The organism is Lacrimispora brassicae (genome assembly GCF_054772055.1).
The window spans coordinates 212,045-228,012 of the sequence record NZ_BRYH01000025.1 but is presented as its reverse complement, the minus strand read 5'-3'; the positions used below and the strand labels follow the sequence as shown (position 1 = coordinate 228,012).

Sequence of the window (15,968 nt, the reverse complement as noted above, 5' to 3'; positions counted from 1 at the left end):
AGGTATTTCCTATTTCCCATTTATAAAACCGGTCAGATACAGCTTCAGCTTTTGAATCGCGTTGGAGTGAATCTGTGAGATTCTCGGCTCACTGACATTCATGACCTGTGCAATCTCCTTCATATTTAATTCGTCCATATAATACAACGAAATAACCTTTTGTTCATTTTCTTTTAAGTTATTTATTGCATAAACCAGGATCTGTTTAAATTCTTCCTGCAGATAATGATCTTCTGGCTGTTCATTTTCATTGACCGCCGGAAGCTGCACCGTTTTTTTATTGTCATTTCCTGCCTCCAGAACCATATCCAGAGATAGAACACTGTAAACATTGGTTTTGCCAAGGGCTTCCTGGTACTTTTCCAGGCTGATATTCATATATTCTGCGGTTTCCTTTGGAGAAGGAAAACGGCCCAGCCGGTTGCATAATTCCATAACAGCGCTATCCAATTCCTTGGCGTTCTTCCTTACGCTTCTTGGAATCCAGTCCTGCTTACGCGCCATATCAATGATCATGCCCCGGATCCTTTTGGAAATATAGGTTTCAAATTTAACGTTCATTTCCGGGTCAAACTTTTCAATTCCGCTCATTATGGTCAGCACGCCTTCATTGACAATATCCTCCACCTGGGCAAAGCTTAAATACACATCCCTCATCTGAATGGAAATACTTCTGACCATATACATGTAGCGCATGACAAGCTCATGCTTCATCTTGATATCTTTTGTCCGCTTATATTTAACTAATAAATCTTCATTGGTATATTGGGTGAAATCCTGCTCCATTCCGACTAGCACCGCCTTTCTGACGCAATATCCTGTCAAATGGTGATATTTCCAACTGCCTGTATCTGAATATTGTTTGCAATCTCATTAAATGAAAGGACATATACATTGGGATAGAACTGTTCAATCAAGCGGTAAAAATACAGTCTGACAACCTGGCTTGTGAGAATCACCGGCTTTTGATCTAAGTCACTGAATTTCTTGATCTGTTCACCCATCTGACCGATCACAGACTGCATCACATCCGGACTGAGGGCCAGATAAACTCCCTGTTCTCCCTTTGCCATGCTTCCGATAATATTTTTTTCCAATTCTGCATCCAGAGTAAGAACCTTCATTTGTCCTCCGTCACAGAACATCCTGGTTATGGTCCTCTTTAAGGCAATTCTGATATTCTCAGTAATGACGTCCATATCCCGGGTGGTTGGAATGGAGTCTACAATCGTTCCCAGTATGGTCTCCATATCCTTGATCGGCACGCCTTCCTTTAAAAGATTGTTGAGTACCTTCTGAAAGCTGCTGTAAGTGAACTGATTTGGAAACAGCTCATCAACCAGTTCTGCGGAATGCTTCCTGACGTTTTCCAATAGCTGCATGACCTCCTGACGCCCTAACAATTCGTAGGCGTGCTGCCTGATGGTTTCAGACAAATGAGTCAGCATAACGGAAAGAGGGTCAATGACCGTATATCCGTAAATTTCCGCCATTTCCTTGTTCTCAGGGCGGATCCATTTACTTGGAATTCCATAAGCCGGTTCCACCGTTTCGATCCCGTCTACTTCCCCGGAAAGACCGGGGGGCTCCAATGCCAGGTAATAGTCCACCAGGATCTCTCCCCTGGCCACTTCTTCCCCTCTGATCTTAATAATATACTGATTGGTATTTAAACTTGAACTGTCCCTCAGTCTGACAGAAGGAATGACAAACCCCATATCCTGGGCATATTGCCTTCTGAATATGACGATACGGTTAATCATCTTGCCGCCGCTGTTTTCATCAATTAAAGGGATCAGGCTGTAGCCGAATTCCATTTCGATAGGTTCAACGTTAATGAGAGAATATACATTGTTTACATCCCGGTAATAGGATTCTTCATCTGCCGCAGGCTCAGTTCGTTCTTCCATCATGGACGTTGCCGCAATTTCCTGGGTTTTCACTGCCGACAGCTTTACCTTCTGTCCCAGACGGTATCCCACGACTACCAGCACCGTCGCCATAATCGCCAACTGAAGCTTTGGCATTCCAGGCACCAGCATGAGAACGATCATGACAAAGCCAGTGGTCATAATGGCCTTAGGCTGAGCCATGAACTGAGCGGAAACGTCTTCATTCAAGCTGCCTTCTGAAACAGCTCTGGTAACGATCATACCTGTGGCTGTAGAGATCAAAAGGGCCGGAAGCTGGGAAACAAGTCCGTCACCCACCGTTGCAATGGAGTAAACGGCTAACACCTGATCAAAAGCCAGATTCGACTGCACCATACCGATGATGGTTCCGCCAATAAAGTTAATGGCAGTAACGATTATGGAAATGATGGCGTCTCCCTTTACAAACTTGGTAGCACCATCCATGGCGCCATAGAAATCCGCCTCTTTCTGAATCTTGTACCGTCTTATTTTTGCGTCCTGTTCATTGATCAGGCCGGAGCTTAGATCCGCATCAATGGCCATCTGCTTTCCAGGCATGGCATCCAGGGTAAATCTGGCTGCAACCTCTGATACACGCTCCGTACCTTTTGTAATAACAAGGAAGTTTACCAATACGATGATCAGGAATATGATAAAACCAACGACTACATTTCCCTGTAATACGAAATCACCAAAGGCTTTGATCACCTGGCCTGATGATCCCTGATTTGATAAGATATTACGTGTGGTAGATACATTTAACCCTAAACGCAGCAGGGTGGTAACCAACAGCAGAGCCGGAAAGATGGAAAATTCCAATGGCTCCTTTATGTTCATGGTTATCAATAAGATTATCATGGAAAGGGTAATATTTATGATAATCATTACATCCAATAAAAATGGAGGCAATGGGATAATCAACAGAAGTACAATCGCAATAACAAAAACTACTACGGAATTTTTCAGTAAATTCTTCATTCTTTTACACCATTTCTTTCAAGTATCTCTGCCGTTCTTATCTATTCTATAATCTTGTTATTCATACGGTATACGTATACAAGAATTTCGGCTACCATGCCGTAGTATTCCGGGGGAATCTCAGCGCCCACCTTGGTGCTGGCATAAATCCCTCTGGCTAAGGGCTTATTCTCAAGCACATACACCCCGTTCTCCTCACCTACCGCTACAATTCTAAGAGCCAGTTCATCCTGGCCTTTTGCCACCAGTACAGGCGCACTGTCTTTTTCAATATTGTACCGCAACGCCACTGCGTAATGGGTAGGATTACGCACGATCACGTCTGCAGAAGGGACCTCCTGCATCATTCTGGAACGTGCACGTTCTCTCTGTATGTTACGGATCCTCCCCTTGATTTCAGGGTTTCCTTCGGTCTGCTTGTATTCTTCCTTTAATTCCTGCTTTGACATCCGGATCTGGCGCTCAAAATCCCACCACTGGTAAAAATAATCAAATCCCGCAATTCCCAGAAATACGATGGAAACCTTTGTGATCATCTCAAGAATGGCGTTCAGTACATACACAGCCGAATCCTGAAGTTCCATGTCAATGGTCCTTGCCACCGCTCTTAAATCCCCTCTGATAATCTGGTAAAGGATTATGATCAAAATAATGATTTTTATGAGACTCTTTATCAGCTCCACAAGGCTTTTGACTGACAAGATATTCTTGATCCCCTGCAGCGGATTCAGCCGGTCGAACTTAGGAGCCATGCTGCTTTTGGTAAACAGAAACCTTGTCTGTATTCCTGTAGCAACCACTGCCAGCAGGACAGCAACCAGAAGAATCGGAAAACATGCCTTTAACACGGCTATCACCGTATCCATATAAGCCTTTGTCGTATAATCGGACAAAGTCTCTGCCGCCGGTGCCAGGCTTATATACTTTATCATATAGTTCCGCAAGGTTTTGTACATGAAGGGAAACAACAGCTTCAGCATCATGAATATACCAAGAAGAGAAGCGATCATTACCACATCCTTACTGACGGCGACATGACCTTTCTTTCGTTCATCCCTCCGTTTTTTGGGTGTGGCTTTCTCGGTTTTTGAATCACCTGCCATTGCCGTTCATCACATCCTTTCCTCTTTTCCGGACATGCTTCCCGGACAGGACCCGCCCCGCTTTATCGGGCACCGGGCGTTAAGGGATATCCCCAGGGTGTTTGCCAAGCGCTTACATCAGCCTGATCATACTCTGGACCGTAAGAAGCATCTGGTTTATTACATCGCCCAAATATTCTGACATGGGAGAAAACAGGAAAATCAGCATAAGCAGCCCAATCACCAGCTTGGCCTGTATGTTTACAACGAACACATTGATCTGAGGAATCATTTTCATCAGAATTCCCACTGCTATTTCTGTTATAAATTCTATTGCTATAATAGGAAATGAAAATTTAATGGCCATGATTACGCATTGAATGAACACTTCTATCATCGCCCACGCCACCTTTGTTCCTAAGACCACCTGCCCGTATGGAACGATCTCTGCAGATTGTATAAGCAGCTTGAGCAGAGCCAGATGCCCATCCACCGCAAAGAAAAGAAGAATAAAATAGGTATTCCAAAGGCCTCCGGTAATAGCGACCTGAGCGTTGCTCTGAGGGTCATAAATCGTTGCCATGGACAATCCCATCTGGAAATCTATGATAAAGCCTGCAAAGGTGATGACCATGAGAAACAAATCCATTACAAAACCGATGATATAACCCATAATGAATTCTTTTATCATCAATACTGCAAATTCTATGGAGTTAACCGGCTCCGGCACCTGGGCTGCTGAAAAGGAATAGATCAGTAAAGTAAACACCATAACCATTCCGCCCTTTACAACATTGGGAACATTCCTTCTCCCCCAAATGGGATTCAACAGGATAAAGCCAGACATCCTCATGAAAATCAGGGAAAAAAGCATCATTTGTCCTATATCCGGCATTTAAATCTTCCTTTCCCTCTTATCCCAGCATGGTATTAAAAATATGTATGGTAAAATCCCGGAGAGTCTCCATCATATTGCTCCCCATCATCAAAAGCATCAGCCCTATGACGATCAGTTTGGGAACAAAGGTAATGGTTTGTTCGTGAATCTGTGTTGCGGCCTGCAGGATAGAAATAATAACGCCCACCACCATACTCACCACCAATACCGGACCAGCCAGCTTCACGGCCAGCCCAAACATCTCATACATCAAACCGCTAAGCGCAACTTCCGTCATATCCTATCCTCCCGTCAGTAGTGAAAACTTTTAACCAGATTTGTAAACAAAAGCTCCCAGCCATTAACTGTTACAAATAAAAGCAGTTTAAACGGAAGGGAAATCATAGCCGGAGGAAGCATGACCATACCCATGGACATAAGAGTACTTGATACAACAATATCCACCAGCATAAATGGCAGAAAAATCATAAAACCGGCTGTAAATGCTCTTTTTAACTCAGAAGTCATAAATGACGGAATCACCACTGTCATCGGAAGGTCTTCTATGTTTTCCGGCATTTCCGTATTTGACATATCAGCAAAAAGGTTCAGGGTCGTTTTCTCTGTCTGCTTCAGCATAAACCGCTTCATGGGTACCTGAGCCCGTTTCAATGCCTCTCCCTGACTGATTTCCTCCTTAATATACGGCTGGTAAGCGTTGGTATTCACGTCCTTTATGACCGGGTCCATAATGAACAGAGTCAAAAACAACGCAATCCCTACAAGCACCATATTGGGAGGAGTCTGCTGGATTCCCAAGGCATTTCTGGTAAAAGACAAGACAATGACAATCCTGGTAAAGGATGTCATCATCACTAATATAGAAGGCAGCAATGAAATGATGGTCAGAATGAGAAAAAGCTCCAGGGTGGGGACCCTTCCGCCGTTTATATTAACCAGGGCATCTGTATTCATTCCATTCCTCCTCACACATCTTTCCTGTGTTTGTCTGTGTATTTCTTTAATATATTTTTAAAATTCTCGTATCCTTCTGCTCCAAAAGAAGACGGAGCAGTTGTCTCTTTGGGAACTTCCTCTTCGGAAAGCTCCGCAAGCAGAGTTATTTGAGAGGAAGCAATACCAATTAGATAATAACGGCTCCCGGTACGGATGACCGCTACTGCTTTATCCTGTCCAAGGGGAAGCCTGTCCAGCATCTGCATACAGCTTCCGCTCCGCTTCATTCCCATCCTATTACCAAGGCTCTTCGTAAACAGATGGCTTAAGTATAGAATCAAAATGGTAAGAATCAGCACCGATGCCAGACTAATTATATTGCCCAAATACAGCCACTTCCTCTCTATTCTAAGTTCTTCTTCGTAATCTCCGTGATACGGATGCCGAAATTATCATCAACAACGACCACATCACCCTTGGCAATGCACCGTCCATTTACATATAAATCCACCTGTTCGCCAGCAAGCTTGTCCAGGATGACCAGAGAACCCTTGGTAAATTCAAGAATTTCCTTTACCAGCTTTCTGGTTCTTCCGATTTCCACAGAAACCTCCAGGGGCACGCCCATGATCAATTCCCGGTTTTCTTCCTGCTCCTCATAGCTGGCGTCGCCTTCCCGCAGGCTGTTCTGAGGAATGGGCTTAACGCTAATGGTCTTAGGCTCCTGGACTTCCTTCTTGGGAGCGTTTTGCTGCCCGCTTTGCAGTTGCAGGATCATCTGCTGCATCTGCTGGATCATTTGCTGCTGCATCTGCATCTGCTGCATCATCTGCTGCATTGCCATCCGGTCTGTTTCAGATACTTGGCCCACAGGAGCTGCAGCCGGCGGCTGTTCCATTTTGGGAGGCTCTGTTTTTGAAGGCTCCGAAGTCATGCTTCCTGCCAAAAGCTTCTCGATCTCCTCCTGGGACAGGATTCCGCCTGTTGAATGTACTGGTTCCGGCGCCTTTTGAGGCTCTGGTACCGGTTCCGGCTGGGTGTTGCCTGCCAAAAGTTTTTCGATCTCTTCCTGAGAGAGAATCCCCCCTCCTGACATCGCAGGCGCCGGCGCTGGGGCCGGGGCCGGTATAGGAGCAGGTTCCGGTTCCGGCACCTCGCTCTCCTGAGGGAAAAATCCTCCAACCAATTCCTTTGCAAGACTTGGGGGCATCACATTGATGAACTCACTTTCCAACTGGTCTGCAATCTTTAATGTAAATCCTACAACCACCATAAGATTTTCATCGTGATAGTATTTATCTTTGAAATCATTGACGTTCTCAACCTCAAAGGATGTAGGGGTTGAAATATTAACGGTCTTGCTTAAAAATTCAGACAAAGCCGTTGCTGACGAACCCATCATTTGATTCATGACCTCACAAATCGCACTGATGTTCAGTTCATTCAGCTCGAATTCTTCCTCCGGGGTTTCCATCCCCATCAGCATATCTACAATTACTTTTACATCATGTCTCTTTAAGAGCATGAGATTACTTCCGCTAAGTCCTGATATGTAGGTAATCTCCACCCCTATTGCCGGTTCCAGGTTTGAAATTTCAAATTCATCTTTTGACAATACCCTGACCACTGGTGTGGTAATGTCAACTCTGGCATTGAGCATGGTAGATACTGCAGTGGCTGAGGCTCCCAGGCTTATATTCAGTATTTCACCTATGGCATCAATCTCAAATGCGCTAAAATTCTTCGAATCCATACAACTCTTCTCCCTCTATACTCATTTAGCCCTCTATGCCATATCACGCCTTATTTCCCGATTTCCAATGCCTTGGAAGCCATAAACTTTATCGCATTAAATGCAGTTATGTTGGCTTCATAAGACCTGGTTGCAGACATACTGTCCACAGTCTCCTTAATCAGATCCACATTGGGCATCTGCACATAGCCATTTTCATCTGCATCCGGATGTTCCGGGCTGTAGACGGACTTGAAGGGACTGGCATCTTCCACGAGCTGTGAAACCCTGACGCCCCCGGTACTTTGCTGCCGGCCTAAGCCAGCCGCATTCATCAGGGTCCTCCGGAAATTGTTTTCACTTCTGGCTTCAAGAACTACCATCTTTCTCCGGTAAGGGCCACCGGCTTCTGTCCTTGTAGTATCAATATTTGCAATGTTCTCCGATGCAATATCCAGCCGAAGACGCTGTGCCGTCATTGCCGACGCACTGATGTTCATAGAACTTAAAAACGACATACCCACTCTCCTTTATCGCAAGGCCTAGCCTATGATACCTGTGACTGTCTTCAGTATTCTGTCTGGTTTAAACGGTTTCACAATAAAGTCCTTTGCCCCGGATTTGATTGCTTCGATTACCATACTCTCCTGTCCCATAGCGGAACACATTACAATTGCGGCATTAGGCGCTTTCGCCTTAATAAGCTTTAATGCCTCCAGACCATCCATATTCGGCATGGTTATATCCATGATCACAAGATCCGGATTGACCTCAGAAAACATCTGAACTGCCTGTGCTCCATCGGAAGCCTCATAAATATCGGTATATCCGTTCTTTGTCAAGGTATCCTTAATCATCATTCTCATAAACGCCGCATCATCTACCAATAATATTTTCGCCATTTCTTTGCATCTCCTTTTATCATCCTTAATTCTTTATGTAATCCCTGACTCAGCTTTCACCGGCCTGGTAATTTCCTTTTTCAACATGGTCTTCGATCCGAACCGCCACATTCCGTTTATGGACGCCTAACTGGCCTCTGAACCATGGCTGGTCCTCTACATACAACTGTACGTTGGAATCCTTCGGAGTACCCAGGTTGATCACATCTCCCACATGAAGATTGTATACATCATCAAGAGTAATCACCGCTTCTCCTACCTGAGCGCGAACCAATAAGTCGGAAGCTTTAATGCTGTTCATGATCTCCTGCTTATTGTCCTGACTGTTAGCTTCGTCTCCCATTGCACTGTGCTTCCGTTTATCCATGATATCAAATATGTTCATGAGTAAATTTCCAGGAATACAAACATTGAGTCTTCCTGAGCACTCTTTCATATCCACATCAATGACAACAATCACAATCGTTTCATCAACGCCGATTTCCTGAAACATGCTTGGGTTTTCTTCCAGCCTGGACAGTTCAAAATTCAGGTTAATATAGCTGGACCAGGAATCCTTTAACGCACCGATGATATATTGAATCACCCTTCGATACAAGGCCATCTCAATTTCCGTATAGGTATAGGATGCGTCAACAGCCGTATCATCTCCCACTCCTCCCAGCATTCGGTCAATCAGGCTCAGCATCAGTGTCATGCTGGAATTGATCAAAAGAGGCGGATTCTTGGAGCTGTCCGGCAGCGTTACATTGACAAGAGTCAGAACATCATTGTCACTTAGGGCATTGCCGAATTCATAATACCTCTGTTCCTCCACAGTAACTACTGACAATTCACTGGATGTACGGAATAAACTATTGATCTGGGAGCCTGCAATTCTGGAATAATTATCAAAGATACTTTTTAAAATCTTAAGCTTATCTTTTGTAAACTTTTTCGGACTGTAAAAGTCATACTTCCTGTATTTTATTTCGTTTTCTTTCTTTTCAATCTCTTCGATGGGCTCGCTGCTTCCCTGCAGGGAATTGAGCAGTGCATCAATCTGACTTTGAGATAATATTTCAGCCATCTGTTTCACTCCCGCTAATTATTTAATTGCCGGTATTTTCCTGATTGTTATAGTATACCTGGTTATAATACTCCTCCAGGGATTTTTCTACCGTATCATTCTTGGTTATCAGGATCTCTACACGGCGGTTTTGGGCCCGTCCCTCTTCCGTATTAAACTGCGCAATCGGACGGAACTGTCCAAAGCTCATGCCCACCAGCTTTTCCGGTGAAACCGCATTTTGGCTTTGGAGATAGATAATAACTTCCGCGGAACGTTGGGCAGACAGCATTCTGTCATTACGAATATTGTTCGGCCTTTCCGGATCCCCCTGGGATGTATGTCCCAATACCTGAACTTCTTTTATTGAATTATTTGTCTGCGACATGACAGCGGCAAATTGACTAAGAACTTCTTTTCCTTCCATGCGGAGAACCGAGCTGTCTCCGTCAAAAAATACTTTATCACGAAACGAAATAAATGTGAAGCCGTCCCCACGGGTAATTTCTACACTGTCCTGCATATCCCGATCATCGACGATCTTTTTTAAGACCAGATACAGTTCATCAAACTCTGTAGTGCCTCCGCCGTCATCGGGAATGCCGCCTGTCAATTCCCCTCCCCCTTCCGTTACCTTGGCATCCAGTACCACCTGATCCGATCCTTCTAAGGAGCTGGGATTAAAGCTTTGCACCAACAGCTTCCATTTGCTCTGGTCAACGGAGGACATAGAATACAGAAGGACAAAGAAGCACAGCAACAATGTAACCATGTCTCCATATGTATCCATCCAGCTTCCAAGCTCTTCCGGCTTCTTATCTTTCTTTATCATACAACCACCTGTTTCCCTGTTTTAAGTAACTGCCCGAAATCCAAATGGGCTTATGATGCCGCAGTGTCTTCTTTTCCAGCACCGCCGCTTCTCTTCTTCATGATCTTATTCTGCTGCCCCTGGGACAGATAAGATAAAAGCTTCTCTTCCAAATACTTGGGATTGTCCCCCGCCTGAATGGACAGGACACCTTCTATGATGATCTGCTTATACAAAAGCTCCTCATCATTCCGGATACGAAGCTTTTTGGCCATTGGTCCAAACAGCAGGTGAGCCAGAACACAGCCATAAAAAGTAGTGATCAAAGCAACCGACATATCTGCACCCAGGCTGCTTGCACCTCCGCCATCCATATTCATACTCTTCAACATGTTTACCAGTCCTACCAGGGTTCCGATCATACCAAAAGCCGGTGCCACTGAGGTGCCTTTTTCATACATGCTCACATCCTGGTCATGACGCTCAAACATGGCAGATACTTCACTTTCCAGCATTTCCCTGATCTTTTCTGCATCCATTGCATCCACGATCAGCATGATGCTCTGTTTAAGAAAGGGGTCCTTTATTCCGTTTGCCTGTTCCTCTAAGACCAGGAGCCCTTTTTTTCTGGCTGTTTTCGCCATATCCACCAGGGTGTCAATAACCTTTTCCGCATTGTACTTTTGAGGACTGAGCATGATTCCGATATGTTTCGGAACCTGTGCGAGAACTTTGAATGGGTAACTGGCGATCAAAGCTGCCAGCGTTCCTCCAACAACGATGATAACACTGGGCATGTCGATGAAGTTTCCAATCTTTTGAATCCCGATTCCGTAAACAATCAAACCAACTCCCATTATCCATCCAACAATCAATGATATATCCATGAATAACCTCCCATAGCCCAGGCACTGCCTGGATTAAACTTTCATTCTTTGAGCGCATGCATATATTCGGGCATTATATTCAACCACTCGGTTTATAATCTCATCTATACTTTCCTTTACCACATAATGCTTTCCACTGACCAATATTATATTTGATTCCGGGATGGATTCAACCCTTTCAATCTGTCCGCAGTTAATTATAAATTCCTCGTCATTCAGCCTTGTTAGACGAATCATAGCTTTATCACTCCTTAAGTCCGAAGAGGCGGCAGCCGCCTCCCCGGATCACTGTAAAAGCATATTATTAACGCTTCATATTAACCAGTTCATCAAGCATTTGGTCCGTTACCGTAATGATCTTTGAGTTTGCCTGGAACCCTCTCTGGGTGGTGATCATCTCAGTCATTTCTGTAGCAAGATCAACCTTTGCCTGCTCTAAATAATTGCCAAGGATACGCCCTTCCGTACCTCCGCCTTCATAGACGCTTATATTACCTGTATTGGCGCCCATGTTGTAATAGTAACCGCTGTCCTTTTCAAGGCCGCCTGTATTTTGTACGCCGGCCAGGGCAATCTTACCCACTACAATGGTAAATCCTCCGTCTGTAGCAGTACCCACAATCGTGCCATCCGTCTGAATCTTGTAATTAGTCAGGGATGCCAGAGTGTCATCTGCCGAAGCGTTCCCTACTGCTGTGGAAGTAGCAGAATTCTGAGCGGTTTCCAGTGTTTTCTCTGCATTTTCTACTGCTGTTTTAGCCGCAGTTACCTTTGCGGCTGCCGCATCAACTGCCTGTTTTGCAGAATCCCGCAGGCCTTCCGGAGATTTATCCTCAATTTTTGACAGTTCGGCCTGAATTTTATCCAATTCGGCCTTGGCTGTGGTATAAGCCGTTTTCTTTGTCTCGTAACTAGGATCTGTGGAGGCATCCGACATGATATAAGCCGAATATGCTGTTGTGTAAGCTGTCACAGCATCATTTAACTCCGTCACTTTAGCAGGAGCCAGGGCGACTGCTTTCCTCACGCTGGCCTGGGCTACGATAAATTTACTGTTTGCCAGGTCATAATCTGCCTTTTTGGTAAGATAATCTGTCTTTGCCCCCGCATTGTCCTTGTCCTCCAGCCATAACCGGTATGCATCATCCATCGCAGTCTTTTTTGTATCCATGTCAGTCTTGGCTGCTTTGATGCCGGCAGCGGTATATTCAGTCTCGTAATTGTCATTGGCCTTAATATAAGCATCCCTTGCATTCCCCAGCTCTGCATCCATGGCATTAAATACTGCTCTTGCCTCTTCAAGCTTCTTTTTTGCTTCTGCTATCTTATCCGCAGCATTTTTATTGCCTACACTTGCCATATCGGACTTTGTAGGAATTTTAAGAGGGGTCAGGGCTGTGGTATCAAAGGTAGAGCCTGTCAAGTCTCCGGTTCTTGTAAAGCCGTACACATAATTACCTGAATCATCTGTCAGATATCCGTTGCCATCTACCTGAAACTTACCAACTCTGGAAAGATACAGTCCGCTTGACTTGAGTGCATCCTCTTCGCCCAGGGGAAGACTTCCTCCGTTGATCATAGGGCCTACGATAAAAAATCCCGTGCCGTCAATCATACAATCCAGGCCACTGGCGGATGGTGCCATACCTCCCTTGGTAAAGTCGTAAGAAATGGAACCTGTGGTGACGCCATATCCTACCTGTCCTGCATTGGTTCCGCCGTAGCCTCCTGTCTCGGTGCTGCCGCCTGAACTGGAAGACGTGGTCTGGTACATGGTGTCCTTAAAAGACATGCTTGCTGCCTTATATCCCCATGTGTTAACGTTAGCTATATTGTTACCGATAATATCCATTTTTGACTGATGAGCTCTAAGACCTGCCACACCAGCGAACATTGATTTGACCATATAATATGTTTTCCTTTCTTCTGTGTAATTGCCATCTTTCCCCCGTCAATCGGACATGCAGGAAAAGCCTCCATAAATGGTCCAGCTATAATAAGATGGCGCTGTCAATATTAGTAAAAATATTCTCTTTCATTTCGTTTCCTGACATGGTGGTTACGACTGTGTTATTGGGAACATTCACGATAAACGCTCCTTTTTCGCTGATAATAACCACATCCTTTGCACCTTTTGACCGGGCCTTTTCCACTGCAGACCGCAGGTCATTTAAAAATGGCTCTGACATCTCAATTCCGCGCTGGTTGACCCGTTCTGCCGCATGCCTGGAAAATTGAAGCTCGCTCTGGCTTCCAATACGGTCCTTCAGTACATCTCCGAAACTGTTGCCGCACTGGGATACTGCCGCCGCACTCCGCAGTTTTAGCTGCCTGACATCTTCATATTGGTTTACTTTGTTTATCATAGTTCCTCACCTCCATCTCCCTCAGCGCTGTTCTACTGATTGGTGTCTGTGTCAGTCTTAGGATCAACATTTGGATCAGTATTTGCATCGGTATTTGCGTCGGTCTTTGTATCGGTATCAGGATCAACCTCCTCCACAGGAGCATGTCCCTTTTCATAAACAGACATGATATTGGCAATGGAATACCCGGTTTTATCATCATCGTTGATGTAAAGAGTCGGGATCCCGCTGAAAATATCCACTCTGGTCACGGTACCGTTGATTTTTTTTATCTGGCCGGTTTTATCTGTAGTGGCAAGTGTTACCTCTTTTCCCATCATGGAAGTTCCATAGTTAATTGTATTGATCTGGGAAAAATCTTCCATGGCGGTGGAGAAATTATTCATTGCCTGCATCATGGCGATCTGGGTCATCTGAGTCATCATCTCCGAGTTGTCCATGGGGTTTGACATGTCCTGGTTTTGAAGCTGTGCAGCCAGAAGCTTAAAAAAGCCGTCTGTGGTCAGTTCTCCGCTGCTAGTCGCTGCAGAGTTGTCTGTAAGCGCATTTATAAGAGAACTATAGTTGTTCACTGAACCTACATTTGACATTTCTTCTCTCCTTATCTATAGTGTTTCGTTATCTTCCGTATTGCCTGTTTCAAAAATTCCAAGTCTCAGCTTTTGGATGAAATCCTCACGGCTTTCTTCCTTCCTGTTTTCATGCTGCGGCTGGTTCTGCCCCTGTCCGCTGCCCTGTTCCTTTTGATTGTCCAGGTAATCTGCTGTCTGCTTGTCCACCAGGATCTGAACCGGACGTTCCAGGTTATTTTCCAGAATCGACCCTAATTCTCCGGCTGACTGGGATAACAGCTTTAAGGTTCTGCTCTCGGAACACAGTACCGATACGCTGACCTGGCTATCTTCATAAGAAACCTTGATTCGGATCTTGCCCAGGTTATGGGGCTCTAACTGTACATCCAGCTCTCCTCTGCCTTCATGAATCTGTTTTAAGATCTGCTGGGACAGCTTTGCCTCCAATCCTTCCAGATTCTCGGCATTGACCGTCGTATAGACGATTTCATCCTTTTTGGGCTGAATATGCAGCAGACGGTTGGGTTCATAGGAGTTATCCCTTAAAATCTCCGGATTCTCTTCCGGCTTTTTTTCGTTCTTTTCCACAAAAGCCGTTTTTTCCTCTGCTTTCCCTTTTTGAACCGGCAAGGCCGTCTCTTCCTGGTTTCTCACCTGGACAGTTTCAGGCATCCCTTTAAGCTCCAAAGCTTCCGAAGCATTTCTTCCGCCCTCCTGGCCAGGAACCGGCCCATCAGCCTGTCCTGAGATTTCAAGGCCTAAAGATTCCTTGAAGCCAGCAGATTCCTTGTGGTCTGTTGTTACCGGTATTCCGGTCTTATCTGCCAGACCTGCATCAGGCATAGTTCCCTCTGCTTCCTGTAAAAAGGTTGCTGCTCCATCTTCCGCAACTACAGTCTCCTGTCCAGGTTTTTCTGATGAATTCTGAAACCGGAGCTGGTTCAGCGTCTGGAACGGATCCATAACCTGACCCTTTTCGCCTTCCTCCTGCATCACTCCCTGGACGTTGTCAGTCACAGGACCTTCTGCCAGCTTCTGGGCCAGTCCCTGCCCCATCATCCGGAGCATGTCCACCGGGTTCTGGGTCTCCGCTGCTCCAGCGGCCATCAAAGCTGCTGCCTCAATCCCTGCGCCTTCTGCCATGTTGCCGGATTCCTTAGCCTTTTCATTCCCGCCGTCTTTCTTCTGATTCTTGTTTTTCAGCATTGTCCTGAAACCGGAAAATGCATCAACTGCTTTATCTTCCTTTTTCCGGGCAGCCGGCATCTGTCTGACCAATAAATCTACACTGCTGTTTTTTACTTCTGCCATTTTTTCCCTCCTTTCCTTCTATAGCCATAAGGCATCTTATTTTCTATGGTAAACTGCCAAAGCTTGTTTCTCCGGCAGGATCACCTGCTGTTACGAACCGACATGGTATTGGAAACGAATTCCTCAATGAACAGTTCTTCACTGCGCTGCACCTCTTTGTTATACAGCGTCAGCTTTCTCTCTTTTAATTTCTCAATAGAGGCTTTCTCTTTCCTAGCCTCTACCACCTGGGCCCGTTTCTGCTCCTCTTTCCTTTTAAGGGTCAGCAGCACGCCCTGTTCCGTGAGTATCTTCTTCTCCATATGGGTGATATAGGTTTCATATTCACGCATAGCATTAATAAAGATCCCTGTCTGCGCTTCTTCCTTAAATCTTGCACAGGCATCATTCCTCTGGCCGGCCATCAGGTTGATCTTATTCTCCTGCTGGACCACCCTGGCCAGGATTTGAGCGTGTTCGCTTTTTAAATTGTCCAAAGCCTGGTCCTTGTAGTTTAAAACCGTATCAAGAGGGAAGTTAAACTTTTTCATCT

Annotated in this window: 19 protein-coding genes; all 19 read right to left on the bottom strand. The window is 45.2% G+C overall.

Annotated features, from left to right (window positions below; genetic code table 11):
• Positions 1 to 9: 9 nt before the first annotated feature.
• The 19 genes from ACYVD3_RS13020 to fliJ all read right to left on the bottom strand — a co-directional run bounded on the left by ACYVD3_RS13020 (position 10) and on the right by fliJ (position 15,966).
• Positions 10 to 786 carry a sigma-70 family RNA polymerase sigma factor gene (locus ACYVD3_RS13020; RefSeq protein ID WP_460642952.1) on the bottom strand — a complete coding sequence of 259 codons (777 nt, stop codon included), beginning with the start codon at positions 784 to 786 and terminating at the stop codon, positions 10 to 12.
• 35 nt (positions 787 to 821) lie between these two features.
• Positions 822 to 2,891, bottom strand: coding sequence for a flagellar biosynthesis protein FlhA (gene flhA / locus ACYVD3_RS13015; RefSeq protein WP_460642951.1), 2,070 nt, complete (start codon positions 2,889 to 2,891; stop codon positions 822 to 824).
• A 41-nt stretch (positions 2,892 to 2,932) separates the two neighbouring features.
• Positions 2,933 to 3,994, bottom strand: a complete 1,062-nt coding sequence (gene flhB / locus ACYVD3_RS13010; protein WP_460642950.1) for a flagellar biosynthesis protein FlhB — start codon at positions 3,992 to 3,994, stop codon at positions 2,933 to 2,935.
• 112 nt (positions 3,995 to 4,106) lie between these two features.
• The gene (fliR, locus tag ACYVD3_RS13005) at positions 4,107 to 4,868 is read right to left on the bottom strand and encodes a flagellar biosynthetic protein FliR (RefSeq protein ID WP_460642949.1); all 762 of its coding nucleotides are present in this window, start codon (positions 4,866 to 4,868) and stop codon (positions 4,107 to 4,109) included.
• A 19-nt stretch (positions 4,869 to 4,887) separates the two neighbouring features.
• The gene (locus tag ACYVD3_RS13000; protein WP_460642948.1) at positions 4,888 to 5,148 is read right to left on the bottom strand and encodes a flagellar biosynthetic protein FliQ; all 261 of its coding nucleotides are present in this window, start codon (positions 5,146 to 5,148) and stop codon (positions 4,888 to 4,890) included.
• A 14-nt stretch (positions 5,149 to 5,162) separates the two neighbouring features.
• Complete coding sequence (gene fliP, locus ACYVD3_RS12995) at positions 5,163 to 5,825, bottom strand: flagellar type III secretion system pore protein FliP (protein ID WP_460642947.1); 663 nt, start codon at positions 5,823 to 5,825, stop codon at positions 5,163 to 5,165.
• Between the two features lie 11 nt (positions 5,826 to 5,836).
• A complete protein-coding gene (locus tag ACYVD3_RS12990; protein WP_460642946.1) occupies positions 5,837 to 6,193 on the bottom strand; it encodes a flagellar biosynthetic protein FliO in 357 nt (118 codons plus the stop codon).
• Between the two features lie 17 nt (positions 6,194 to 6,210).
• Entirely contained in the window at positions 6,211 to 7,560 is a 1,350-nt protein-coding gene (fliN, locus tag ACYVD3_RS12985) for a flagellar motor switch protein FliN (protein WP_460642945.1), read from the bottom strand.
• A gap of 50 nt (positions 7,561 to 7,610) precedes the next feature.
• Positions 7,611 to 8,057 (bottom strand): flagellar basal body rod protein FlgC, encoded by a 447-nt coding sequence (gene flgC / locus ACYVD3_RS12980; protein WP_460642944.1) that lies wholly within the window; start codon positions 8,055 to 8,057, stop codon positions 7,611 to 7,613.
• 24 nt (positions 8,058 to 8,081) lie between these two features.
• The gene (locus ACYVD3_RS12975; RefSeq protein WP_460642943.1) at positions 8,082 to 8,441 is read right to left on the bottom strand and encodes a response regulator; all 360 of its coding nucleotides are present in this window, start codon (positions 8,439 to 8,441) and stop codon (positions 8,082 to 8,084) included.
• 49 nt (positions 8,442 to 8,490) lie between these two features.
• Positions 8,491 to 9,510 carry a flagellar motor switch protein FliM gene (locus ACYVD3_RS12970; protein ID WP_460642942.1) on the bottom strand — a complete coding sequence of 340 codons (1,020 nt, stop codon included), beginning with the start codon at positions 9,508 to 9,510 and terminating at the stop codon, positions 8,491 to 8,493.
• Between the two features lie 22 nt (positions 9,511 to 9,532).
• Positions 9,533 to 10,321 carry an OmpA/MotB family protein gene (locus tag ACYVD3_RS12965; protein ID WP_460642941.1) on the bottom strand — a complete coding sequence of 263 codons (789 nt, stop codon included), beginning with the start codon at positions 10,319 to 10,321 and terminating at the stop codon, positions 9,533 to 9,535.
• A 50-nt stretch (positions 10,322 to 10,371) separates the two neighbouring features.
• Positions 10,372 to 11,187 (bottom strand): motility protein A, encoded by an 816-nt coding sequence (locus ACYVD3_RS12960; RefSeq protein ID WP_460642940.1) that lies wholly within the window; start codon positions 11,185 to 11,187, stop codon positions 10,372 to 10,374.
• Positions 11,188 to 11,220: 33 nt separating this feature from the next.
• Positions 11,221 to 11,424, bottom strand: coding sequence for a flagellar FlbD family protein (locus ACYVD3_RS12955; RefSeq protein ID WP_460642939.1), 204 nt, complete (start codon positions 11,422 to 11,424; stop codon positions 11,221 to 11,223).
• A 67-nt stretch (positions 11,425 to 11,491) separates the two neighbouring features.
• Positions 11,492 to 13,093, bottom strand: coding sequence for a flagellar hook-basal body complex protein (locus ACYVD3_RS12950; protein ID WP_460642938.1), 1,602 nt, complete (start codon positions 13,091 to 13,093; stop codon positions 11,492 to 11,494).
• Positions 13,094 to 13,178: 85 nt separating this feature from the next.
• Entirely contained in the window at positions 13,179 to 13,553 is a 375-nt protein-coding gene (locus ACYVD3_RS12945; RefSeq protein WP_460642937.1) for a TIGR02530 family flagellar biosynthesis protein, read from the bottom strand.
• 32 nt (positions 13,554 to 13,585) lie between these two features.
• A complete protein-coding gene (locus ACYVD3_RS12940; protein WP_460642936.1) occupies positions 13,586 to 14,143 on the bottom strand; it encodes a flagellar hook capping FlgD N-terminal domain-containing protein in 558 nt (185 codons plus the stop codon).
• A gap of 15 nt (positions 14,144 to 14,158) precedes the next feature.
• Complete coding sequence (locus ACYVD3_RS12935; RefSeq protein WP_460642935.1) at positions 14,159 to 15,436, bottom strand: flagellar hook-length control protein FliK; 1,278 nt, start codon at positions 15,434 to 15,436, stop codon at positions 14,159 to 14,161.
• 80 nt (positions 15,437 to 15,516) lie between these two features.
• The gene (gene fliJ, locus ACYVD3_RS12930; RefSeq protein ID WP_460642934.1) at positions 15,517 to 15,966 is read right to left on the bottom strand and encodes a flagellar export protein FliJ; all 450 of its coding nucleotides are present in this window, start codon (positions 15,964 to 15,966) and stop codon (positions 15,517 to 15,519) included.
• Between the last annotated feature and the right edge of the window lie 2 nt (positions 15,967 to 15,968).